The sequence below is a fragment of the Heliomicrobium undosum genome (assembly GCF_009877425.1).
Classification (GTDB): Bacteria; Bacillota; Desulfitobacteriia; order Heliobacteriales; family Heliobacteriaceae; genus Heliomicrobium; species Heliomicrobium undosum.
Window position 1 is genome coordinate 171,183 of the sequence record NZ_WXEY01000003.1, and the last position, 22,698, is coordinate 193,880.

General features: G+C 59.6%; 23 protein-coding genes. All 23 read left to right on the forward strand.

From position 1 onward, the window contains the following. Positions 1 to 154 precede the first annotated feature (154 nt). The 23 genes from GTO91_RS04595 (at position 155) to GTO91_RS04705 (ending at position 22,660) form a co-directional block, all read left to right on the forward strand. Positions 155 to 1,375 carry a methyl-accepting chemotaxis protein gene (locus GTO91_RS04595; protein ID WP_161255533.1) on the forward strand — a complete coding sequence of 407 codons (1,221 nt, stop codon included), beginning with the start codon at positions 155 to 157 and terminating at the stop codon, positions 1,373 to 1,375. Then, positions 1,354 to 3,675 (forward strand): EAL domain-containing protein, encoded by a 2,322-nt coding sequence (locus GTO91_RS04600; protein ID WP_161255536.1) that lies wholly within the window; start codon positions 1,354 to 1,356, stop codon positions 3,673 to 3,675. The genes GTO91_RS04595 and GTO91_RS04600 overlap by 22 nt, the downstream gene beginning before the upstream one ends. 113 nt (positions 3,676 to 3,788) lie before the next feature. Continuing rightward, entirely contained in the window at positions 3,789 to 4,688 is a 900-nt protein-coding gene (locus tag GTO91_RS04605) for a phosphate ABC transporter substrate-binding protein (protein ID WP_161255539.1), read from the forward strand. A 115-nt stretch (positions 4,689 to 4,803) separates the two neighbouring features. Beyond that, on the forward strand, positions 4,804 to 5,763 hold the full coding sequence (pstC, locus tag GTO91_RS04610) for a phosphate ABC transporter permease subunit PstC (RefSeq protein ID WP_328793726.1): 960 nt from the start codon (positions 4,804 to 4,806) through the stop codon (positions 5,761 to 5,763). Further along, the gene (gene pstA / locus GTO91_RS04615; RefSeq protein WP_161255542.1) at positions 5,764 to 6,609 is read left to right on the forward strand and encodes a phosphate ABC transporter permease PstA; all 846 of its coding nucleotides are present in this window, start codon (positions 5,764 to 5,766) and stop codon (positions 6,607 to 6,609) included. 9 nt (positions 6,610 to 6,618) lie between these two features. Further along, the gene (gene pstB / locus GTO91_RS04620; RefSeq protein WP_161255546.1) at positions 6,619 to 7,377 is read left to right on the forward strand and encodes a phosphate ABC transporter ATP-binding protein PstB; all 759 of its coding nucleotides are present in this window, start codon (positions 6,619 to 6,621) and stop codon (positions 7,375 to 7,377) included. Between the two features lie 48 nt (positions 7,378 to 7,425). Further along, entirely contained in the window at positions 7,426 to 8,085 is a 660-nt protein-coding gene (phoU, locus tag GTO91_RS04625) for a phosphate signaling complex protein PhoU (RefSeq protein WP_161255549.1), read from the forward strand. 254 nt (positions 8,086 to 8,339) lie between these two features. Continuing rightward, positions 8,340 to 9,629 (forward strand): uracil permease, encoded by a 1,290-nt coding sequence (gene uraA, locus GTO91_RS04630; protein ID WP_170294093.1) that lies wholly within the window; start codon positions 8,340 to 8,342, stop codon positions 9,627 to 9,629. A gap of 87 nt (positions 9,630 to 9,716) precedes the next feature. After that, a complete protein-coding gene (locus tag GTO91_RS04635) occupies positions 9,717 to 10,706 on the forward strand; it encodes an HlyD family efflux transporter periplasmic adaptor subunit (RefSeq protein WP_161255552.1) in 990 nt (329 codons plus the stop codon). A 94-nt stretch (positions 10,707 to 10,800) separates the two neighbouring features. Further along, entirely contained in the window at positions 10,801 to 11,490 is a 690-nt protein-coding gene (locus tag GTO91_RS04640; protein ID WP_161255555.1) for a YggS family pyridoxal phosphate-dependent enzyme, read from the forward strand. A 19-nt stretch (positions 11,491 to 11,509) separates the two neighbouring features. Then, on the forward strand, positions 11,510 to 12,001 hold the full coding sequence (locus tag GTO91_RS04645) for a cell division protein SepF (protein ID WP_161255558.1): 492 nt from the start codon (positions 11,510 to 11,512) through the stop codon (positions 11,999 to 12,001). A 14-nt stretch (positions 12,002 to 12,015) separates the two neighbouring features. After that, positions 12,016 to 12,846 (forward strand): pyrroline-5-carboxylate reductase, encoded by an 831-nt coding sequence (gene proC, locus GTO91_RS04650; RefSeq protein WP_161255560.1) that lies wholly within the window; start codon positions 12,016 to 12,018, stop codon positions 12,844 to 12,846. Between the two features lie 50 nt (positions 12,847 to 12,896). After that, entirely contained in the window at positions 12,897 to 13,163 is a 267-nt protein-coding gene (locus GTO91_RS04655) for a YggT family protein (protein WP_161255563.1), read from the forward strand. Beyond that, positions 13,164 to 13,955, forward strand: a complete 792-nt coding sequence (locus GTO91_RS04660; RefSeq protein WP_161255566.1) for a YlmH family RNA-binding protein — start codon at positions 13,164 to 13,166, stop codon at positions 13,953 to 13,955. Between the two features lie 104 nt (positions 13,956 to 14,059). Next, positions 14,060 to 14,590, forward strand: a complete 531-nt coding sequence (locus tag GTO91_RS04665) for a DivIVA domain-containing protein (RefSeq protein WP_161255569.1) — start codon at positions 14,060 to 14,062, stop codon at positions 14,588 to 14,590. Further along, positions 14,590 to 14,880 (forward strand): DUF167 domain-containing protein, encoded by a 291-nt coding sequence (locus tag GTO91_RS04670; RefSeq protein ID WP_161255572.1) that lies wholly within the window; start codon positions 14,590 to 14,592, stop codon positions 14,878 to 14,880. The genes GTO91_RS04665 and GTO91_RS04670 overlap by 1 nt, the downstream gene beginning before the upstream one ends. A 505-nt stretch (positions 14,881 to 15,385) precedes the next feature. Further along, entirely contained in the window at positions 15,386 to 18,112 is a 2,727-nt protein-coding gene (ileS, locus tag GTO91_RS04675) for an isoleucine--tRNA ligase (RefSeq protein WP_235919170.1), read from the forward strand. A gap of 94 nt (positions 18,113 to 18,206) precedes the next feature. Next, complete coding sequence (locus GTO91_RS04680) at positions 18,207 to 18,791, forward strand: phosphate propanoyltransferase (protein WP_207708967.1); 585 nt, start codon at positions 18,207 to 18,209, stop codon at positions 18,789 to 18,791. A gap of 193 nt (positions 18,792 to 18,984) precedes the next feature. Continuing rightward, positions 18,985 to 19,275: an ACT domain-containing protein gene (locus GTO91_RS04685; protein ID WP_161255579.1), complete on the forward strand. Its 291-nt coding sequence runs from the start codon at positions 18,985 to 18,987 to the stop codon at positions 19,273 to 19,275. 34 nt (positions 19,276 to 19,309) lie between these two features. Continuing rightward, positions 19,310 to 20,677 carry a PFL family protein gene (locus GTO91_RS04690; protein ID WP_161255581.1) on the forward strand — a complete coding sequence of 456 codons (1,368 nt, stop codon included), beginning with the start codon at positions 19,310 to 19,312 and terminating at the stop codon, positions 20,675 to 20,677. Between the two features lie 420 nt (positions 20,678 to 21,097). Continuing rightward, on the forward strand, positions 21,098 to 21,409 hold the full coding sequence (locus GTO91_RS04695) for a DUF5665 domain-containing protein (protein WP_161255584.1): 312 nt from the start codon (positions 21,098 to 21,100) through the stop codon (positions 21,407 to 21,409). A gap of 87 nt (positions 21,410 to 21,496) precedes the next feature. Then, a complete protein-coding gene (locus GTO91_RS04700) occupies positions 21,497 to 22,213 on the forward strand; it encodes a TraR/DksA C4-type zinc finger protein (RefSeq protein WP_161255587.1) in 717 nt (238 codons plus the stop codon). Positions 22,214 to 22,378: 165 nt separating this feature from the next. Then, positions 22,379 to 22,660: an alpha/beta-type small acid-soluble spore protein gene (locus tag GTO91_RS04705; protein ID WP_161255590.1), complete on the forward strand. Its 282-nt coding sequence runs from the start codon at positions 22,379 to 22,381 to the stop codon at positions 22,658 to 22,660. Positions 22,661 to 22,698 lie beyond the last annotated feature (38 nt).

The window sequence follows — 22,698 nt, forward strand, 5'->3', positions numbered from 1 at the left end:
TTTATCTGTTGATAAAACAGAGATCTTACTCTTCTTCTAAGGGAGTAAGATTTCTTTTTTTATACGCCGCCAATCGATCAAATGAACATGAAATGGAATGTTTCTCAGGCTGCTTTGTGAAACACCATGAAAGGGAGAAACGAGGGTTAGGACAATGCAATCCACGGTAGCGGAAAAAGAACTCTCGGTGACCCGCTCGATCGCCGCCTTGCCCATCGGCCGGTTCGCCGAACCGGTGCAGATGATGGAGCAGCATCTGAAGACACGCTTTGTAGCCGATTTTTTTGAAAAATCGCCCCACAGCCATTGTGTGGTCATCGTCGAGGGGAACCGGCCTGTCGGCCTGTTGATGAAGGACAAGTTTTTTGCCCACCTGGGCAAGCGGTACGGCGTCTCCGTCTATTATGACCGTCCCGTCCGTCTGATCATGGAAAAAGCGTTCACCGCCGTTGATGCGGCCATGAAGGTCGAAAGTGTTTGCAAACTGGCGACGCAGCGATCAGCCGACAACCTCTATGACAGCATGGTCATCACCGAGCGGGGAAACTGTGTGGGCATCGTCACGATCAAGACGCTCCTCGATCTGACGACGGGGAATCAGGTGGAACTGGCCCGCGGCCAGGCTGACGTGCTGGCGAAAACGTCGGAGATGATCGCGAACATCGCCGATATGGCCCAGGAGATCGAGGTAAACACCGGTCATGCCCGGGAAAACGCGCAGAAGATGCGCCTCTCCGTCGTCGACGGTCGCCAGGCCATCGACGAGACGGTCGAGGTGATGGCAACCATCGGCCAGGCGGTGACCTGCCAGACCGAGATCATCCAGACGCTGGAGACCTATTCGCGGCGCATAGCGCCCATCTCTCGGGTCATCGGCAAGCTGGCGGAACAGACGAATCTCCTGGCCTTGAACGCCTCGATTGAGGCTGCCCGGGCCGGCGAGTACGGCCTGGGATTTGCCGTCGTCGCCGAAGAGGTGAAAAAACTGGCTGACGAGACGAACGAATCGGCCAGGAACATTTCGGCGTTGATCGGCCGCATGCTGCCGGTGATCGCCGACGCCGTGCGCATGGCCAACGACTCCAGAGAACGGACGGAACAGGGCATGGCCGTGGCAGGCCGCGCCGGCGAACAGCTAAATGAAATTTTTGCAGCCATCGACAACACAGGCGAGCATGTGGAGAGTTTTTACGACCTCTCCGGCGAAATCTCAGCCAGTTCGGCCCACCTGCTGCGGGTCATCCAGTTTTTGGCCCAACAGGCGAAAGCCACAGCCGGCCTGGAAAGCGACGTTGAAAACAGCGCCGCCGCAATGCCGCCGCGCCGTCACGAAGCGAGCAGGAGGGGGAACCCATGGGCCCCATCAATATGTTAGAGGGTTGGCTGAAAGGACTTGGTCATCCATTTTCCCAAGAGGTCACTTTCTACCCCTCCACTGTCTCTAGCGCCGAGGTTCTCAAGCAGATCGAGCGCGGATTGGAAAACGAAAACGGCATCGGCCTCGTCTTTCTCGATATCGCCGGCTTTACCGCCATTGAACAGAGCTATGGCTTTTTCGTCTGCAAACAGGTGCTGACCAGCCTGAGCAAGGCGATCATGGAAGCAAAGCCGGTCCTCGGCGCAGGACGCGGTTTGTTCGTACATAACCTCAACGGCGACGATTTTGCCGTCTACTACGCCCTGCCGCCAGGGGATATCGGCAGGGTCCTCGACTTCCTGGAGGGTTTGGCCGAGGACCTGCGCTACCGCGTGCTCGCAGCGGTGAACAAGCCCCTGAGCGGTCTCCTGCGGGAACCCCTCAACCTGCACCTGGGCTGGGCCATCCTGCGGCCCACCTCCGGCTTGAGCCTGGAAAGCCTCGTCTACAACGCCCTGAAGGAAGCGACGGCGATGGCCAAGGGGCACAGCGACGCCAAATGGTCGCGCCGGGTCTGGGAGTTGAAGGAAGCTATGGCCTTGCGCCGGTTCCGCGTCGTCTACCAGCCGCTGATGAACCTGGAAAAGGGGGAGATCATCGGGTACGAAGCCCTCTGCCGCGGCCCCGCCGACAGCCATTTCGCCTCGCCCGGCGTCCTTTTCCCGCTGGCGGAAAAAGCGGGCCTGCTCTATCCCCTGGAACGGCAAATCCGGCAAAAGGCCGTCGCCGAATGCGGTGAACTGCTGCGGAATCAACTGCTTTTTCTCAATATCAGCCCGTCGGTGGTGAAAGACCCCGAGTTCGCTCAGGGCAACACACGCCGCCTGATCGCCGAGTACGGCCTGCGGCCCCAGAATATCGTCTTTGAGATCACCGAGCGCACCGCCATCCAGGACTTCAGCAGCTTCCGGCGCACCCTCCAGCATTACCGCGAACAGGGGTTCCGGGTGGCTGTCGATGACGCCGGCGCCGGTTATTCGAGCTTGCAGGCCATCGCCGAACTGCAACCGGATTTTATCAAGATCGACATGTCCCTCGTCCGGGACATCGACACATCATCGATCAAACAGGCGCTCATGGAGACCTTTGTCACCTTCGGGCGCAAGATCGGCGCCAAAATCGTGGCCGAGGGCATTGAAACGGAGAAAGAACTGCGCTTTTTATGCCAGATCGGCGTGGACATCGGGCAGGGCTTTTTTATCGGCCGACCGGCGCCCAAAGGGGAGGGACCGAGCCCCGAGTCCATCGCTGTCCTGTCGGAAAAAAAGATCCGCGGGAGGGCGGAACCGTTGCACGCCGTCACCGTCGGCAGCCTTGTGGAGGAGTATCAAGCCTTGCAAAAGGACCGGCCGACCCGGGAAGCGATGAAGCACTTCCAGCGCCACCCCGACTGCAACAGCCTGGTCATCGTCGACGGGGAAATGCCGGTGGGATTGGTCATGCGGGACAAGATGTACTCCCACCTGGCCAACCAGTACGGTGTGGCCCTTTATTCCGACCGTCCCGTGTCCCTCGTCATGGATCAGGATCCCCTGATTGTCGACAGCGCCACCCGCTTGGAAAAGGTGTCCCAGATGGCCACCTCCCGCCAACTGCAGCGCCTCTACGATCATATCATCGTCACCCATGAGAACGGCTGTCTCGGCCTCGTCTCCATACGGACGTTGCTTGATCACATGACCCGGATCCAGATGGAGTTCGCCTTGGCGGCTAACCCATTGACGGGATTGCCGGGGAACCCCCGCATCGAGCAGGACATCCTGCGGCGGTTTGAGTGGAATCAGGCCTTTACGGTCATCTACATCGATCTGGACAATTTTAAAGCCTTCAACGACTGCTACGGCTTCGAGCGGGGCGATCAGGCGATCAAACTGCTGGCTCGCATCGCCGGTGACGCTGTCCATGCCTGTGGTCGCAGCGATGATCTGCTGGGCCACATCGGCGGCGACGATTTCATCATCCTGACAGGCAACCCCCATGAGCCCATCTGCAAAGAGATCATCGCCGCCTTCGACCGCGAGATCGGCGACCTCTACACCCAAGAGGACAGGCAGCGCCGCTGCATCCAGTCAAAAGACCGCCAGGGAAACGCCTGCGCCTTCCCGATCATGTCCGTCTCCCTGGCGGTGGTGGCGTGCTGGCCGGGACGATTCGACCACCCGATGGAGCTTGGTGAAGTCGCAGCGGAGGTGAAAAAAGAGGCCAAGCGCCACAGCGGCAGCGTATACGTCGTCGACGAAAGAAAACCGCCCTGTTAACAGAATCTTAATCGTGGCGTAATTCTCGTCTAACATACAAACCGTATAGTTTCACCTGTAACGGCGGACATGCTCCGGCATGACGCAAAAATTCGAGGAGGTATCATCACTTCATGAACTCGCTGAAGAAGTTCTCCAAGGTTGTGGCCCTGGCCGCTGTTGTTGGCCTGCTGGGCACTGTAGCCGTGGGCTGCGGGAGCGCTCCCAAACAGGACGGCGCCAAACCTGCCGCTGACGCCGGTGTGAAAGGCTCCATCCAGGTGAAAGGTTCCGACACCATCGTCAACCTGAGCCAGGCCATGGCGGAAGAATTCATGAAGAAGAACAAAGACGCCAGCATCGCTGTCACCGGTGGCGGTTCCGGCACCGGCATCAAAGCCCTGATCAACGGCACCACCGATCTGGCCAACGCCTCTCGTGAAATGAAAGCGGAAGAAAAAGCCCAAGTCAAAGAAAAAACCCAGAAAGACGCCAAAGAGATCATCATCGCCAATGACGGCATCGGCTTCATCGTGAACAAGGACAACCCTGTCAAGGAACTGACCATGGCACAACTGGCTGACATCTACACCGGCAAGGTCAGCAATTGGAAAGAACTCGGCGGCAATGACGAGAAGATCGTCGTCTATGCCCGTGAAACCTCTTCCGGCACCCACGTGTTCGTCAAAGAGCATGTCATGAAAGATAAGGAATACCGCAGCGACGCCCTGCTGCAAAACTCCAACGCCGCCATCGTCAAAGAAGTGGAAGGCAACAAAGGCGCTATCGGTTACGTCGGTCTCGGCTACCTGAAAGACTCCATCAAGACCCTCGGTGTCAAGAAAGACGCCAACGCCGCCGCTGTGATGCCCTCCGAAGCCACCGTCAAAGACAAGAGCTACCCCGTCGCTCGTCCGCTTTTTGTCTACGCTGCCGGCGAACCCCAAGGCGCCGCCAAGGCCTTCGTCGACTTCATGCTGAGCAGTGAAGGCCAGGCTATCGTCAAGAAAATGGACTTTGTGCCTGTCAAGTAACTGACAAAACAACTCGTAGGCAGGAATAATCTAAAGAGTAGAGTTGGGCAGAGTCTCTGAGTGCTCTGCCCATTTTTCCTGCAATGACAGAACCCGGACCAAGGGGGGGCGACATGTGAGTCCGAACGGTGAAAATACAGCCATCACGAATGAAATCATTATGTGCAAAGAATCGCTGAGCAAAAGCGCTTCAAAAAAGAGAAGAATCTGGGACATTACCGAAAAAATGACCGAGGGTCTTTTGTTTCTCAGCGCCTTTATCGGCGTCGTCACGATCATCCTCATCTTCCTGTTTCTTTTTAAGGAAGCGATTCCGTTGATGGCCGATCCGGCCGCGAATACACTGACTTCGAAAAACTGGTATCCCATCTCTAACCCGCCTGTTTTCGGCCTGCTGCCGCTGATCGCCGGTTCCATCATCGTCACCTTCGGCGCCATTGTCATCAGCGTGCCCTTAGGTGTCGGCGCCGCTATCTACCTCGCCATGGTGGCCAGCCCCGTTGTGCGGGAAACGCTAAAGCCGGCCATTGAGGTCCTCGCCGGCATCCCGTCGGTCGTGGTCGGGTTTTTCGGCCTCGCCGTCCTGGCGCCTTTGATCAAGGACATCTTCAACCTGCCGACAGGCCTGACGGCGCTGACAGGCGCCATCACCCTGGCGCTGATGGCCTTGCCTACGATCACCTCCATCTCGGAAGACGCCATCTCCTCGGTGCCTCGGCGCTACATGGAAGCGTCCCTCAGCCTAGGCGCCACCCGCTGGCAGGCGATTAAGACCGTCATCGTGCCGGCGGCGCTGTCCGGCATCACGGCGGCGATCATGCTGGGCATCGGCCGCGCCATCGGCGAGACGATGACCGTGTTGATGGTTACCGGCAACGCCGGCATCATTCCCGACACCTTCCTCGTCCCTGTCCGGACCATGACGGCCACCATCGCCGCCGAAATGGGCGAAGTGGCCCGCGGCAGCGACCATTACTACGCCCTGTTCGTCGTCGGCGCGGTGCTCTTCTTGATGACCTTTGTGATCAACCTCGTGGCCGACATCGTCAGCCGTCGCATGAAGGAGGTGGAGTAAGTGTCTCCGAAGGTTGCTGAAAAAGTCGCCTTCCATGTCCTGCGGGCGATGGCGGCGTTTATCGTGCTGGTCCTCATCATCGTCCTATGGGACCTCTTTTCAAAAGGCTTCCCGGCTTTGACCTGGGAATTCATCACTGAAAACCCGCGCAAGGGGATGACGGAAGGGGGCATCTTTCCCGCCATCGTGGGCACCTTCTACCTTGTCCTGGCCACGATCCTCTTTGCCTTGCCTATCGGTGTGATGACAGCCGTCTACCTCGTCGAGTATGCCCGTGAATCCTGGGCGACGCGCATCATCCGCCTTGCCGTCGTCAACCTGGCCGGCGTTCCCTCCGTCGTCTTCGGCCTCTTCGGACTCGGTTTCTTCGTGCTCTTTTTGGACTTCGGTGTTTCCATCCTTTCCGGTTCGCTGACCCTGGCGTTGATGATCCTGCCGGTAATCATCACCACCTCGGAGGAAGCGTTGCGAGCGGTTCCCAACGGCTACCGGGAGGCCAGCCTCGCCCTCGGCGCCACGAAACTGCAGACGATCCTCTTCATCGTATTGCCCAACGCCATGCCGGGGATTTTGACGGGCTCCATCCTGGGTGTCGCCCGGGCAGCCGGCGAGACGGCGCCCATCTTGCTGACGGCGGCCGCCTTTTTCCTGCCCCGTCTGCCCGACAGCGTCTTTGACCAGGTGATGGCCTTGCCCTACCACCTCTACGTGATCGCGACCCAGGTGCCCAACGCCGATCCGAAGATCCCCTACGGAACGGCGGCGGTATTGATGATCCTCGTGCTTGGCCTGAACCTGGCGGCCGTTCTGTTGCGTTCGTACTTCCGCCGCATGCGAAGAGTGTAGGAGGAAAACATGGCAAAGACAAAAATTCTCGCAGAAAACGTAAATCTCTACTATGGTGACTTTCAAGCCCTCAAAAACATCGCCATCACCATCGGCGAGCGGGACGTGACCGCCCTGATCGGTCCCTCAGGCTGCGGCAAGTCGACCTTCTTGCGCTGCCTCAACCGGATGAACGACATCATCCCCAGCTGCCGCGTCGAAGGCAAGCTGATGTTCGAAGAAACCGACATTTACCACCCGGACACGGATGTGGTGGCCTTGCGCAAGCGGGTTGGCATGGTTTTTCAAGCGCCCAACCCCTTCCCGAAGACGGTCTACGAAAACGTGGCCTATGCGCCCAAGCTGCATGGCCTCAAAGATAAACGCAAGCTCGACGAGATCGTGGAGACGTCGCTGCGCCAGTCGGCGCTGTGGGATGAAGTGAAGGACCGCCTGCATAAACCGGCCCTCGGACTCTCGGGCGGGCAGCAGCAGCGTCTCTGCATCGCCCGCGCCCTGGCCATTCAGCCGGAGGTCCTGCTGATGGACGAACCCACATCGGCCCTTGACCCCATCTCAACCTTGAAGATCGAAGAACTGATCCGGGAACTGAAGCAGCACTACACCATCGTCATCGTCACTCACAACATGCAACAGGCGGCGCGCGTCTCCGACAAGACGGCCTTCTTCCTCGTCGGCGATCTCGTGGAGTTCGATGACACGGAGGTCATCTTCACCAATCCGAAAGACCAGCGCACAGAGGACTACATTACGGGACGCTTCGGCTAAGGCTGTCCCTTAAAAATTTTGAAGGACATGGGAAGGGGCGGATGGCTCATGACGACGCGTTCGGTATTTGATGTGTCATTGAAAAATTTGCAACAGGATCTGCTTCGCATGGGCGCACTGGTGGAAGAACAGATCGAAAAAGGGATCCAGGCGCTGTCCCGGCAGGATGCCGCCCTCGCTGATCGCGTCGTCGCCAACGACGATGAGATCGATCGCATGCAGTTGGAGATTGAAGACCGTTGCATGAAACTAATCGCCATGCAGCAGCCGATGGCCAAGGACCTGCGGCGGATCAGCGCAGCCTGGCGGATCTCCATCGACCTGGAGCGGATGAGCGACAACATCGTCGACATCGCCAAAGCCGTCCGCCGTTTGACCCGGGAAGGCGGTTTTAAACCGATGGCCATCATCCCAAAGATGGCCCAGATCTGCCAACGCATGGTCAAAGACGGTCTGGACGCTTATGTGTACGAGGATCAGGAATTAGCCATTCGCATGAGCGAATTCGATCATCAGGTTGACGCCCTTTATAAAGAAGTCTTGCAGGAACTGACGGCCACCATGCTGAAGGACCAGCATCAGATCACCCAATCGACACACCTGCTTTTCGTGGCCCGTCACCTGGAGCGCTTCGGCGATCATGCCACCAACATCGCAGAAACGGTCGTCTATCTCGTATCGGGGGAACGGAAGGACCTAAACGAGTAGGATTTGACAGAATCGTCATCAGATGGTATCAGGAAGGGCGGACCCATATGAGACAAACAGGGGCTCCCGGCAGTTGGCTGGGAGCTTGTTTGCATTTTCCCTCATGGTCTGAGGCGGCTGCGGAGAGGCTAAAAAAGCGAGAATCTCCAGAAGAGGTTGGCCGGAGGGTTTGAAAAAGACCCGCCTTTTGCTATCATGAGAAAAGAGGGCAGAAAAATAGAATAAAAGACGCAAAACGAGGAGAGACACGCATCATGAAACGAGAGATCCACGTCGATGAACGACTGCCGCTGCTGCAAACGATTCCGCTCAGTCTCCAACACCTCTTCGCCATGTTTGGCGCAACCGTCTTTGTCCCCATTATGTTTGATGTCAACCCCGCCACCATTCTCCTTTTCAACGGTATTGGCACGTTGCTCTACCTGTTGCTCTGCCGGGGCAAGATTCCAGCCTATCTGGGTTCCAGTTTCGCCTTCATCTCGCCGGTCTTGATGGTTCTTCCCAAATACGGCTATGAAGCCGCTTTGGGCGGTTTTATCGTCGTCGGCCTGATCTTCACTATCGTTGCCTTGATCATCAAGGTGACCGGCACCGGTTGGCTCGATGTGATCTTCCCGCCGGCGGCCATGGGCGCCATCGTCGCTGTCATCGGCTTGGAATTGGCGCCGGTTGCCGCCGGGATGGCGGGACTTGTTCCCGATCCGACAGGCGCAGCGCCCCTTAACGTCAAGGCGATCACCGTCTCCCTCTTCACCTTAGCGGTAACCCTGATCGGCTCCGTCGTCTTCCGCGGCTTCCTGGCCATCATCCCCATCCTCTTCGGCGTGCTCGCCGGCTACGCATTGGCCGGCTTTATGGGCATGGTCGACTGGGCGAAAGTAGTGGAGGCATCCTGGGTGGCCGCTCCGAAATTATACTCCCCGCGCTTTGACTGGGGCGCCATCGCCATCATCGCCCCGGCGGCGCTGGTCGTCATCGCCGAGCATGTGGGCCACCTGATCGTGACCGGCAATATCGTCGGCAAAGACCTCTCGCGCGATCCCGGCCTGGACCGTTCTCTCCTTGGCAACGGTTTGTCGACGATGCTCTCCGGCTTTTTCGGGTCGACGCCAAACACGACCTACGGGGAAAATATCGGCGTCTTGGCCATCACAAAGGTGTACTCCACCTGGGTGCTCGGCATTGCGGCCATCATTGCCATCTGTCTCTCCTTTGTGGGCAAGCTCTCCGCCGCCATCCAGGCCATCCCCTCACCGGTCATGGGCGGCGTCTCGCTGCTGCTCTTCGGCGTCATCGCCGCCTCGGGGGTGCGCATGCTCGTCGAGTCGAAGGTCGATTACTCGAAGGCCAGCAATTTGATTTTGACCTCCGTTGTTCTGACCATCGGCGTCAGCGGCGCCCAGATCCAGTGGGGCGCCATCGCCTTGAAAGGCATGGCCCTGGCGACGGTGGTGGCGATTCTCTTGAGCCTGCTCTTCAAGTTCTTCGAAGTTACGGGGCTGTCCAATGAAGCGCCTGCGGAAAAGCGGCGGGAGTCTCACTAAAAGCTACCTGGTTTTACAGATTCGCTGGGTCTGCGCAGACCCATGGGTTTGGTTTTAAATCTTGTTAGGCGCTAGGGGGAAAATGGCATGTCCCGGCTGACGATGGTTCCGGTGGGAAAAGAGGCATTGCGGCAGCGGAGACGGCAGGCTCTCCTGCGCCTGGCGGCGCTTGCGCTGTTGCTGGCTGTCGCAGCGGCCGGTCTCTGGTGGATGAAAGACAGGATCACCGGCTATCTCGTCAAGGTCACTGTGGAACTGCAGGCAGCCAAGATGGGACAAATGGCGGAGACGCGCGAACTGCCTGGATGGGTGATCCGTGACGAGCGGGTTGTCCATGCGTCGATGGCTGGTCACGTGCAGCGGCTGGTTAAGGATGGCGATCGCGTCCGCGTCGGCGCGCCTGTCGTCCGGCTGAAAGGCTTAAGCCCAGTCGGGGAAGAGATGGGCAACCAGCAAGACCTGCCCTCGCCGAGAGCCGGCTTGATCGTCTACCGGCTAGACGGTCTGGAAGAGGTGCTCGATCCCCGGGCGCTCGACGAACTGAGCACAGAACAGTTGAATACCCTGGCGGAGAGACCTTACGAAATTCCACCCGATGGACTGGCCCAGGCGGGGCAGGGGCTGTTCAAGGTCATCGACAATGTGGAGAAAGCCCACTTCCTGACTCATTACGATGTGAAAGACCTGGGTGGACCGCTGGTGCCTTCGCGGCGGCTGACGCTGACCCTCAACGCGGCAGGCCCGAATTTTTACGGCAAGGTCCTGCAGGTCCGCGGGACCGACGATGTCTGGGCCGTCATCCAGTTGGTCAACCCGCCGGCAGAGGTGTTCAAAACGCGCCGGTTGCCCCTGCGGATCGTGGACAAGACCCATAAGGGCATCCTCCTGTCCAAGGACACGCTGGTCGACCGAAACGGCGAAAAAGGGGTTTGGCTGGCGGTGAAAAACCGGGCCGAATGGCGGCCCGTTCAGGTGAAAGCGGCCATCGGCGATCAGGTGATCATCGATGGGGTTGCCGAAGGGGAATTGGTTGTTCAAAACCCGGCTCTCCTCCGGGAAGGGCAGGAAATTAAATAAAAAACCTGGCAATAGGTAAGAATTCAAGGTAAGAGTAGCAGGATTTCCCTGCCGAACGGCGAAATACGAAGCGTGGTGAAGGGATTGAGCGATCATGGGCCATTTGCAGGAAAATTTGGGCCGTGTGCGCCAACGAATCCGTGAAGCCGCCATGCGCGCCGGTCGCGAACCGGAATCGATCCGGTTGCTGGCGGTGACCAAGACGGTGCCGGTGGAGCGGATCCAAGAGGTTGTTGACGCCGGTGTCGACCTGCTGGGGGAGAACCGGGTGCAGGAACTGTTGGATAAGCATCCCCAGGTGCGTGGTCCGGTCCGCTGGCATATGATCGGCACGCTGCAGACGAATAAAGTAAAATACATCTACGACAAAGTGGCGTTGATCCATTCGCTGGACAGGCTGTCCCTGGCCCAGGCGATCGACCGCCAGGCCGCTCGGTTGGGTCGTCCCATCGACTGCCTGGTGGAGGTCAACGTGGCGGGGGAGGAGAGCAAACACGGCGTCGACAGGCGCGAATTGATCTCCTTTATCCGCAACGTAACGGCCTTCGAGGGCATACATATCTGCGGATTGATGACGATGGCGCCTTACGTGGACGATCCAGAGGAGGCGCGACCCGTTTTCCGCGATCTGTATCAACTTTCTCGCGAAGTGGATGAATTAGGGCTACAAAGGGTAGAGATGAGGCATCTTTCCATGGGCATGTCCAACGATTTTGAAGTCGCAGTCGAAGAAGGAGCGACCATCGTCCGAATCGGCTCCAGCCTGTTCGGCGGTCGCTCGTAAGAGGGGAGGATTTTTTTCGATGGCCAAACTGGTTGAGAAGTTTTACAACATCATGGGGCTTGGCGATGAGATCGAGGAAATGGATGATGCCCCGGCGGCGACCCACTCCAATGAGGAACGGGAATCGGCTTTTTCCCGGCGGAGCGCAGAACGGGCTGAGCGGGCCGAACGGCCGGCGGCTCCTGTTGTCAGTCTGGTGACAGAACGGCAAAAGAAGGAGTTGAAGGTTGTGGTTTGCGAACCAAAGACCTTTGATGAGGCGAGGGCCATTGCCGACCACCTGAAAAACCGGCGGCAGGTGATCCTCAATCTCGAAAAAGCCGATCGGGAGATGGCCCAGCGGGTCATCGACTTCATCAGCGGCACCACCTATGCCTTGAACGGATCCATGCAGAAGGTGGGCGCCAACATCTTCGTCTTTGCGCCGAGCAATGTGGATATCTCCGGCGAGGTGGCCAGCGACGACCTGTCTTCTGTCCGTTCTCCCTTGGCATGGGCCAATAAAGGCTAGGAGGTCTGGCATCATTGAAGGTTTCCCAACTGGAAGGGCGCCGGATCGGGTTCATCGGCGGCGGGGCCATGGCCGAAGCGCTGTTGCGCGGCCTCCTCGCCAATGTCCCGGCTGATCGCCTGACCGTTTCTGATGTATCGCAGGCGCGCCTCGATTCGCTCCATGCGCAACTGGGCGTCAACGTCACGCCTGACAATGTGGAAGTCTGCCGTCGTTCCGACATCCTGGTGCTGGCCGTCAAGCCCCAGGTGTTGCCGGCCGTGCTGGCGCCGCTCATAGCGGCAAAGGCGATCCTCTTCCATCACCTGGTCATCTCGATCGCCGCCGGGATCACCCTGGCCCAACTGGAGCACTGGCTCTCACCGGAGATCCCCATCGTGCGGGTGATGCCGAACACACCGGCCCTTGTCGGCATGGGCGCGTCGGCCTTGTCCGGCGGCCGGGGCACTTCGGAGACAGATGTGGAGACGGCGCGCCAACTCCTGGAGGCCGTCGGCCTGGCCGAGGTGCTGCCGGAGTCGTATCTGGACGCCGTGACGGGCTTAAGCGGGAGCGGCCCGGCTTATGTGTACCTCTTCATCGAGGCATTGATCGACGCCGGGGTCAAAGAAGGGCTGTCGCGCGACCTGGCTCGCCGGTTGGCGCTGCAGACCGTCGCCGGTTCGGCCGAGATGATCCGCCGGACAGGCAACCATCCTGCTGTGGAGCGCGATAAGGTGACTTCGCCCGGCGGCACCACCATCGCCGGCGTCCAGGCGCTGGAGGATGGCGGACTCCGTTCCTCTGTCTTCGCCGCTGTTCACGCGGCTACCCGCCGCGCCCGCGAACTGTCAGGTTCCCGATGAAACGACCCGGCCCTTCCGCCGGGTTCTTGCGTGAAATGGAGGTTGACTAGTTGGGAATCGGCGAGACCTATCAGATCATCAACATTGCCTTTGAGGTGCTGAAGTTTCTCATCGTCATCCGGGTGATCCTCTCCTACTTCCCCCACAACCCGGACGGGACGATCATCCGCTTCATCTACGACCTCACCGAACCGATCCTGTCGCCGCTGCGACGGATCATCCCTGTGCCGGCCTCGCTCCCCCTCGATTTTTCCCCCATCGTCGCCTATATCCTGCTGGAGGTCCTGGAGCGGGTGTTGCTCCAACTGATCTTCTAGATGGACTCTGCCCGTGAACGACGATTCTCGCACCTGCCGCCGGGGGAGGGACGGGAAAAGCTGGCCCGGATCGCCGATCAGGCGGAGCAGTGCCGGCGGACGCACCGCCAGCAGGTGACCGATTTTCTGGAGCCCTACCTGCGCAAGGCGGCTCAGGATCTGCTCCGCGGAACTGGCGGGGTTCCCCATGCCGCCGACGGGGGCTATGAGGGCGCCGAGCGCCAGCGGCTGGTGCTCTTGCCTGACGAAGAGGACTGGCCCGACAGCCGCATCTGCTGGATCCTGGCAGAGCCGGTCGGGAAAGGGGAGAAGATCGGCCACCGCGACTACCTTGGCGCCTTGCTCGGGTTGGGGATCCGCCGGGAAAAGGTGGGCGATCTGAAACTGACCGAGCGGGGCTGCGCCGTCGTGCTCGACTGTGACGTTGCCCGCTATGTAGAGGCCCAGTGGCGCCAGGTCCGCCAGTCCGACCTGACGATCCGCGTCATCGACGACGGGGCGGTCCCCGCCTTTATCGATGAGGGGGAGGAGCGGACGATCACCGTCGCCTCCCTGCGATTGGATGCGCTGATTGCCGCTATCTGGCATCTGTCACGTTCGCGGGCCGATGAGGCCATCGGACGGGGATTGTTGAAGGTGAACGGCCTCGAGGTGACCGACGGGAGCAAAAGCGCCGACGAGGGGGACATCCTCTCGCTGCGCGGTTTTGGACGAGCCATCCTGCGCATTGTCGGCGGCGAGACGAAGAAAGGACGCATCCGGCTCACGGTCTGGCAACCGGCCGATCGTTAAGGGCGGACTGTTGAAGAGGTTGACCATTGAAGGGGCCTCAGGTGAAGTGGTTGACTGGTAAGGGGCCGCCGGTAAAAGGGGCCTGCCGGTGAAGGAGGATACTGATGCTGACACCGCTTGATATCCACCAGAAGGAGTTTCGCAAGGGCGCCTGGGGCTACAAGACGGAAGAGGTGGACGAGTTCCAGCGCCAGGTCGCCCAGTCATTCGAAGAATTGTACAAGGAGAACATCCTCTTGAAGGAACAGGTGGCCCGTTGCGAGGAAAACCTGCTCCGTTACCGTCACCTGGAGGAGACCTTGAACAATACGCTGGTGCTGGCCCAGAAGACAGCCGACGAACAGCGGGCTTCGGCCGAGCGTGAAGCCGAGTTGCGGTTGAAGGAGGCCCGGCTCCAGGCAGAACAGATCGTCGCGGCGGCGTGGGCGAAACAGCAGGAGATGGAGCGCCAGTACGAACACATGCGCAACCAGTTCCGCCAGTTCCGGGTCCAGTTCAGGGCCATGCTGCTGTCCCAACTGGAGACGGTCAAAGGAGAGGACTGGGAAGAGATGGCCGGCATGAATGAGCCCTTTGCCGACGCCAGGCCCTGGTCCCATGCCACTGTGTCGAACCGGGAGGGTCAGGCCGGCTGATGTTCTGGATTCAGGAACAGCGCGGCGGCTGTATTCGTTTCAAGATCCGGGTGCAGCCGCGGGCGTCGAAAAACGAGGTCTGCGGTCTCCTGGACGATGCCCTGAAGGTCCGCCTGACGGCGCCGCCCGTCGACGGCGAGGCGAACGCCGCCTGCCTGCAGTTTTTTGCGAAGACCCTCGGCCTCTCTCGCAGCCAGGTGCGCCTGGTGGCGGGGGAGACATCGCGCCTGAAGACACTTGAGGTGGAGGGAATCAGTGCAGAGGATTTGCGCAAGAGGTTTGACATCTGAACCTGTCTTTCGGTATAATATTTTTGCGCATTTTTGCGTCAGAAATCATCGATCATCAGGGACCGTTGATGCGAAAAACGGTTGATCGTTGACACATTCAAACAGCGTTGAACGGGACAGGTGCGTGTAGACCGACTTGACAGCGAACCTGGGAGGGTGGAAGCCAGGGCAAGGGCGCTACCCGCATATCCCCCGGGAGCTGCGCCGCTGAACAAGAGTAAGCGGCGCCGGCAGCGACCGTTATGCGCATACAAGAGGTGTCCGCCCGGCAGGAACGCTGATTTTTAAAGCCTTAGAGCGCTTTAGCGAGTAGCTTTATGGCCGAAACGCAGCTGCTTAACACGCCGGAGCGGAACGATCAAGGGTGGCACCGCGAGGGAACTCTCGCCCCTTACCAGATAAGGGGAGAGGGTTTTTTAGTTTTAAATGAGGTGAGAAACAAGTGAACGGGAAGGAAAGCCCCGACTACAGCAAGACGCTCAACCTGCCCCAGACGGAGTTTCCCATGCGGGCGAACCTGCCGAAACGGGAGCCGGATATCGTCAAGTTTTGGGAGGAGATCGACCTTTACCAGGAGGTGGCCAAGGCCAACGCCGGCAAGCCGAAGTTCATCCTCCACGACGGCCCGCCCTACGCCAACGGCGAGATCCACCTGGGCCATACGCTGAACAAGGTGCTCAAGGACTTCATCGTCAAGTTCCACTCCATGGACGGCTATGACGCCCCTTATGTGCCCGGCTGGGACACCCACGGCTTGCCTATCGAGCAGCAGGCCATCAAGGCTCTGGGCTTGAACCGCCACGCCGTCTCCACTGTCGAGTTCCGCCGCCGCTGCCAGGAGTACGCCCTGAAGTATGTCGACATCCAGCGAAAGGGTTTCAAACGGCTCGGCGTGCGCGGCGACTGGGAGAACCCCTATATCACGCTGAAGCCGGATTTTGAGGCCGCCCAGATCGGCGTCTTCGGAGAGATGGCCAAAAAAGGCTACATCTACAAGGGCTTGAAGCCGGTCTACTGGTGCGCGTCCTGTGAGACCGCCCTGGCTGAGGCGGAGGTGGAGTACGCCGACAAGGAATCGCCCTCCATCTATGTCAAGTTCCCTGTCAAGGATTCGAAAGGCCTCTTTGACGTCAAAGACGCCTATGTGGTCATCTGGACGACGACGCCCTGGACGCTGCCGGCCAACGTGGCCATCACCTTGCACCCCGAATTCACCTATGTCCTCGTCCGCTTCGGCGGCGACCGGCTGATCGTGGCGAAGGAACTGCTGGCCAAGTTCATGGCTGACACCGGTCTGGAAGGCGGCCAGGTGGAGCAGGAGTTCACCGGCAAAGACCTGGAGCGCCTCGTCTGCCAGCATCCCTTCTTTGAGCGCGACTCCCTGCTGATCCTGGGCGAGCATGTCACCCTGGAACAGGGCACCGGTTGCGTCCATACGGCGCCCGGCCATGGCGTCGAGGACTTTCAGGTCGGCAAGGTGTACGGCTTGGAGGTTATCTCGCCCGTTGACAACCGGGGCAAGTTCACCGCCGAGGGCGGCATGTTCGCCGGCATGACGACGACCCAGGCCAACCCTGCCGTCATCGAAGAACTGAAGCAGCGGGGCCTCTTGATCCGGGCCGGCAAGATCAAGCACCAGTACCCCCACTGCTGGCGCTGCAAACACCCCATCCTCTTCCGGGCCACGGAGCAGTGGTTCGCCTCCATCGACGGCTTCCGCAAGCAGGCCTTGGAAGCGATCGACAATGTGCGCTGGATCCCGGCCTGGGGCCGCGACCGCATCTACAACATGGTCGCCGATCGGGGCGACTGGTGCATCTCGCGCCAGCGCACCTGGGGCGTGCCGATCCCCATCTTCTACTGCGCTGACTGCGGCAAGGAGATCATTAACGACGAGACGATCAGCCATGTGCAGAACCTCTTCCGCGAGCACGGCTCTGACGTCTGGTTCGCCCGTGAGGCCGACGAACTCGTCCCGCCGGGCTTGACCTGCGGCCACTGCGGCCATGGCAAGTTCCGCAAAGAGACGGACATCATGGATGTCTGGTTTGACTCCGGCTCGTCCCATGCGGCCGTGCTGGAGACGCACAAGGACCTGCATTTCCCCGCCGACCTCTACCTGGAAGGCTCGGACCAGCACCGGGGCTGGTTCAACTCGTCCCTCTCCACGTCGGTGGCCACCAAAGGGACGGCGCCCTACAAGGCCGTCCTCACCCACGGCTTCCTCGTCGACGAGCAGGGTCGCAAGATGTCCAAATCCCTTGGCAACGGCGTCGAGCCCCAGGACGTGATCAAAGACATGGGCGCCGACATCCTGCGCCTCTGGGTCGCCTCCGTCGACTACCGGACTGATGTAGCCGCCTCGCCGAACATCATGCGCCAGACGGCCGACGGTTACCGCAAGATCCGCAACACCTTCCGCTACTTCCTGGGCAACCTCTACGACTTCGACCCGAAGGCGGATGCCGTGGCCTACGAAGATATGACCGAACTGGACCGCTGGGCTATGATGCTGCTGCACAAATTGATCCAGCGCGTCAGTGCCGCTTGCCGCAACTATGAGTTCCATGTGGTCTACCACGCCGTTCACAACTTCTGCGCCGTCGACATGAGCGCCATCTACCTCGATATCATCAAAGACCGCCTTTACGCCTCGCCGGCCAAGTCGCAGGCGCGCCGGTCGGCCCAGACGGTCCTCTACCATACGGCTGACGCCCTCGTGCGGATGCTGGCCCCCTTTATCAGCTTCACCGCCGAAGAAGTCTGGGGCTACCTGCCCGGCGCCAAGGAACGGGCCAAGACAGTCCAGACGGCCGGTTGGCCGGAAGCCGACAGCCGCTACATCGACGCCGCTCTGGCCGACAAGCTGGAGCGACTCCTCGATATCCGCGCCGTCGTCTCGAAAGCCCTCGAAACGGCCCGCCAGGCCAAGGTCATCGGCCATTCCCTGGAAGCCCAGGTGCGGTTGTACGTCGACGCCGACCTACGTAGCTTCCTGGAAGGGGAAGACCTGGCCACCTTCTTCATCGTTTCCTCGGTCGAACTGGCTGGCGCGCCTGATGCGGCGCCTGCCGGAGCCTTCCGTGAGGCCGACGTGGCCGGATTGGCCGTCGAGGTCGTCAAAGCGCCTGGCCAGAAGTGCGAGCGCTGCTGGATTTACAGCGAAGAGGTGGGCGCTTCGGAAGAACGTCCGACCATCTGCTCGCGCTGCGCCGCTGCGTTGGAAGGGTAAATTCCACAAGCTACCGCCCCGGTGAACTCATAGCGACTGCCCGCCCCCGGTCATCCTACAGGATGGAGGATGATGACAGAAGGGGCTGAGGCCTTTGTTCGATGCAGCAAAAAAAGAGGTCACCGTGGGCGTCTCCAACCGGCACCTGCACTTGTCTGAGGCGGACCTGGTCCGGCTCTTCGGCGAAGGATACCAGCCCGAACGGATGAAAGATCTGTCCCAGCCGGGGCAATACGCCGCCCGAGAAACATTGACCCTGATGGGGCCCAAGGGACTGATCGAGGGCGTTCGATTGCTCATGCCGCTGCGCAAACAGTCCCAGGTTGAGGTGTCGGTGACGGACTGCTATAAACTGGGGATCCCGCCCGTCATCCGCGACTCAGGCGATCTGGCCGAGACGCCGGGGATCACCCTGGTGGGGCCGCAAGGGCAGGTGTCCCTCAAGGAAGGGGCCATCGTGGCGGCCCGCCACATCCACTTCAGCACCGGCGAGGCGGCGCGATTGGGCCTGAAAGACAAAGACCGCATCGCCGTTGAGGTGGGCGGCTCCCGGGGGTTGCGCTTCGACCATGTGTTGATCCGCGTCCACGAAACCTTTGCCGCCGAGATGCACGTGGACACTGACGAGGCCAACGCGGCGGTGATCAAGAACGGGCAGATCGTCAAAATGCTGATTTAAAATCGGTTAGTGCCAAAATGGGCAGTGCCGGATAGCGGCGGTGAAAGAGATGCTTCTTTCACGCCGCTATTCGCAATTCGACAAAAATAGACATTAGGCAGGAGATGACGGCGCCGCCCCGAATAATAAGGAAATACCTCGAAATGGGTATTCCCGGGGGCGGCGCCCCTGATTTGCAAGGAGTGGAAAAATCATGCCAGAGAAAAAGGACAACCGTGTCATCGTCACGGTCATCGGCGCGGACCGGGTGGGGATCATCGCCAGCGTCGCCACCATCATCGCCGACGCCGGCGCGAATATCCTCGATATCAGCCAGACGATCCTGCAAGGCGAATTTTTCACGATGATCATGGTCATCGACATGAACGACGCCAAAGCCAGCTTTGAACAACTCCGCAAGTCGCTCGAAGAGAAGGGCAAGGAACTGGGCGTCCAGATCATGGCCCAACATGAGGATATCTTCAAATTCATGCATCGCATCTGATTTTTTTATTTAACCGGTCGGGAGGGTTTTGCTCATGCCCCTTTCCATATCACCCCAGGAAATTATGGAGACGATCCGCATGGTCCAGATGGAGAATCTGGACATCCGCACCATCACCATGGGGATCTCCCTGCGTGACTGTTGCCGCACCGATGCGGCGTCGACGGCCAAGGCTGTCTATGACAAGGTGACTCGCATGGCCGGCGACCTGGTTAAGACCGGGGAAGAGATCGAAGGCCGCTACGGCATTCCCATCATCAACAAGCGCATCTCCGTCACCCCCATCTCCTTGATCGCAGAGAGCATGGGCCTGGACGGGTATGTCACTGTTGCCAAAGCCCTCGATGATGCTGCCAAGACGGTGGGTGTGAACTTCATCGGCGGCTACTCTGCCCTCGTTCATAAGGGAATGACCCCTGGCGACCGGGCGCTGATCGAGTCGCTCCCGGAAGCCTTGGCCGTCACCGAGCGCGTCTGCGCCTCGATCAACATCGCCACCACCAAGGCCGGCATCAACATGGATGCGGTGGCGCTCATGGGCCGCATCGTCAAGGCTACCGCCGAGGCGACGGCCGACCGAGACGGTCTGGGCTGCGCCAAGTTGGTCGTCTTCTGCAACGTCCCTGAGGACAACCCCTTCATGGCGGGCGCATTCCACGGCGTCGGCGAACCGGAGTGTGTCATCAACGTGGGTGTCAGCGGCCCCGGCGTCGTCTTGAACGCCGTCCGCAAAAAGCCGGGCTGTGACTTCGGCGAATTGGCCACGATCATCAAGCAGACGGCCTTCAAGATCACCCGCATGGGAGAACTGGTCGGCCGGGCGGCTTCGGAACGGCTCGGCGTGCCCTTCGGCATCGTCGACCTCTCCCTGGCGCCGACGCCGGCCATCGGCGACAGCGTCGCCGACATCCTAGAAGCGATGGGGCTGGAGCGCTGCGGCACCCACGGCACGACGGCCGCCCTGGCCTTGTTGAACGACGCCGTGAAAAAGGGCGGCGCCATGGCCTCCTCCTACGTGGGCGGCTTGTCGGGCGCCTTCATCCCTGTCAGCGAAGATGCCGGTATGATCGCCGCCGTCGAGGCGGGTGCGCTGACCCTGGACAAGCTCGAAGCGATGACCTGTGTCTGCTCTGTCGGCCTCGACATGATCGCCGTCCCCGGCGACACGCCGGCCGAGACGATCTCGGCCATCATCGCCGACGAAGCGGCCATCGGCATGATCAACCGCAAGACGACAGCCGTCCGCATCATCCCTGTGCCCGGCAAAAAGGTGGGCGACCATGTGGAGTTCGGCGGACTCCTCGGCCACGCGCCGGTCATGCCGGTTCACGGCTTCAGCGCCGCTTCCTTTGTGGCGAGGGGCGGGAGGATTCCGGCGCCGTTGCAGGCGTTGAACAACTAAAGTGTATTCTCCATAAATTCCTAATTCTGAGATCGCTAATTCCAATTAACTTAGCTGGCTGCCTTTCAACGAGAGAGGCAGCTTTTTTATTTCTGGACTGGTCGTTATGCACCCCATGTAGCTTCCTTTTGCTCAGTAGCCCAAATTTTTTGGAGATTTTTCAATACCGGGCTGGAAGAGCGAGAGGTTTTAAGCTTATTAGCAATGACCTGTTAAAAAAACCCGGTATACGGTCTTGTTACGCTGGCAATCTGGGTCGGACTAAACTTTTTAATGAAATCACTCCCGACGTTGCCAATGTAGCCTTCCCGGCGTCTCAAGGGTTGGTGCTCCTCTTGCAAAGGAGCACCAACCCAAAACCATTGGCCTTTCATGAGCAGTAAAATCTTGGCACATACTATCCCCAGGCAGGTGGGCAAAATGGAAAGAGAAGAACCGCAGGTCGACAGGCGGCTCGTCGAATCGCTCAACGAGCGGATCGCCATGCTGGCCGTCGACATGGAAAAGATCCGCGTGGCTGAGTACGTCGACCTCTTTAACGACCCGAAACGTCTCTTATACCTGAACTTTCTGGCTGGACTGGCGCGCGGCCTGGGCATGACTGTCGGCTTTACGGTCCTCGGCGCGGTGGCCGTGCTGATCCTGCGCGAATTGGTGGTGCTTAACCTGCCGCTCATCGGCGGGTTCATCGCCGAGGTGGTCCGCATGGTCCAGACCCAATTGGGCATGTAAATAAGGATCCAACACTGAGGCAAATGGGCCGCACAGGCAGTTTGCCCTTTTTCAAATGAAAATGAATAGGGGAAAGAGGGGATACCGATGCCGGACAGCCATGAGGCCGCCTGGTGGCGGCTCAATGCGATGGAGACGGACATCCGGGACCAACTGACCCACATGACCCAGGACGCCCTGGGGGAATCGATGGGCGAATCGATCCAGGAATTGAGCCTCTATGACAACCACCCCGCCGATGTGGGCAGCGAGGTCTACGAGCGGGGCAAGGACCTAGGGACGCGGGACCGCTACAGCCGGGAACTGGACGAGATCGCCAACGCCAAGCGGCGCATCAGCGAGGGCATCTACGGGATCTGCGAAAAATGCCATCAAAGAATCCCTGATGAGCGGATGGAGGCCGTGCCGACGGCGACGCTCTGCATCGAATGCCAGAGCCATGAAGAGGAGTTGCACCCGGATCGCCATCCCCGTCCCATTGAAGAGGACGTGGCCCCCTACCCTTGGGGAGGGAACTCGGACAACCTCTTTTCCATTGGTGAGCATGGGACGGACCGCGACGAAAACGACCCGACTATGTTCGATGGCGAGGACACCTGGCAGATCCTGGCCCAGTATGGCAGTTCCGACACGCCGAGCGATATTGAGTTCACGCCCGAGTACCCCAAGATCGCGCCCAACCACTTCGAGCGGGTCGGAGGGACCGAAGCCATCGAGATGATCCCTGTCGAAAAGGGGAAAGATGGTGTCTTTTATCAGGACATGGATGGCGTCGATGACGAAGAGGGACCCCATCGCCTGTAGGCCGGCCTTGCGCCGGCTTTTATGTTTTTAAAATCATCCCAGCGCTGTCACGGCATGGGCGGCGCGGCAAGGTCTATGGATTTTAACAGGAGCTTCATAATATGAAGAGGCCTCTGATGAGACATTCTATGCCTAGACCAGCACGGGAGGAGGTGAAGAACAAGAATGCCGAACCGGAACAAAGCCGTATTCCCTGGGGCGCAAGGCGCGCTGGACCGCTTCAAGTATGAAGTGGCCGCCGAAATCGGCCTGGCCAACAAGGTTCAAAGCGCCGGCTGGGAAAACATGACCACTCGTGAGGTTGGTTCCATCGGTGGTTTCATGACCAAGAAGATGGTCCAACTGGCCGAGCAACAACTGGCCCAGAGCAACGGCGTTTCCGCTACCCTGGCCCGTTCTGCCGGATCCGACGCCCAACAAGGCGCGCTTCAAGATTCCGGCCGATAGGTTTTACCATACAGAGGTCAGCCGCAAGGCTGGCCTTT

Excerpts from the sequence above, each read along its gene's own strand:
- GTO91_RS04595 (WP_161255533.1), top strand. The coding sequence starts at position 155 with ATGCAATCCACGGTAGCGGAAAAAGAACTCTCGGTGACCCGCTCGATC.
- GTO91_RS04600 (WP_161255536.1), top strand. The coding sequence starts at position 1,354 with ATGGGCCCCATCAATATGTTAGAGGGTTGGCTGAAAGGACTTGGTCAT.
- GTO91_RS04605 (WP_161255539.1), top strand. The coding sequence starts at position 3,789 with ATGAACTCGCTGAAGAAGTTCTCCAAGGTTGTGGCCCTGGCCGCTGTT.
- pstB (WP_161255546.1), top strand. The coding sequence starts at position 6,619 with ATGGCAAAGACAAAAATTCTCGCAGAAAACGTAAATCTCTACTATGGT.
- phoU (WP_161255549.1), top strand. The coding sequence starts at position 7,426 with ATGACGACGCGTTCGGTATTTGATGTGTCATTGAAAAATTTGCAACAG.
- uraA (WP_170294093.1), top strand. The coding sequence starts at position 8,340 with ATGAAACGAGAGATCCACGTCGATGAACGACTGCCGCTGCTGCAAACG.
- GTO91_RS04635 (WP_161255552.1), top strand. The coding sequence starts at position 9,717 with ATGTCCCGGCTGACGATGGTTCCGGTGGGAAAAGAGGCATTGCGGCAG.
- GTO91_RS04640 (WP_161255555.1), top strand. The coding sequence starts at position 10,801 with ATGGGCCATTTGCAGGAAAATTTGGGCCGTGTGCGCCAACGAATCCGT.
- GTO91_RS04645 (WP_161255558.1), top strand. The coding sequence starts at position 11,510 with ATGGCCAAACTGGTTGAGAAGTTTTACAACATCATGGGGCTTGGCGAT.
- GTO91_RS04660 (WP_161255566.1), top strand. The coding sequence starts at position 13,164 with ATGGACTCTGCCCGTGAACGACGATTCTCGCACCTGCCGCCGGGGGAG.
- GTO91_RS04665 (WP_161255569.1), top strand. The coding sequence starts at position 14,060 with ATGCTGACACCGCTTGATATCCACCAGAAGGAGTTTCGCAAGGGCGCC.
- GTO91_RS04670 (WP_161255572.1), top strand. The coding sequence starts at position 14,590 with ATGTTCTGGATTCAGGAACAGCGCGGCGGCTGTATTCGTTTCAAGATC.
- ileS (WP_235919170.1), top strand. The coding sequence starts at position 15,386 with ATGCGGGCGAACCTGCCGAAACGGGAGCCGGATATCGTCAAGTTTTGG.
- GTO91_RS04685 (WP_161255579.1), top strand. The coding sequence starts at position 18,985 with ATGCCAGAGAAAAAGGACAACCGTGTCATCGTCACGGTCATCGGCGCG.
- GTO91_RS04690 (WP_161255581.1), top strand. The coding sequence starts at position 19,310 with ATGCCCCTTTCCATATCACCCCAGGAAATTATGGAGACGATCCGCATG.
- GTO91_RS04695 (WP_161255584.1), top strand. The coding sequence starts at position 21,098 with ATGGAAAGAGAAGAACCGCAGGTCGACAGGCGGCTCGTCGAATCGCTC.
- GTO91_RS04700 (WP_161255587.1), top strand. The coding sequence starts at position 21,497 with ATGCCGGACAGCCATGAGGCCGCCTGGTGGCGGCTCAATGCGATGGAG.
- GTO91_RS04705 (WP_161255590.1), top strand. The coding sequence starts at position 22,379 with ATGCCGAACCGGAACAAAGCCGTATTCCCTGGGGCGCAAGGCGCGCTG.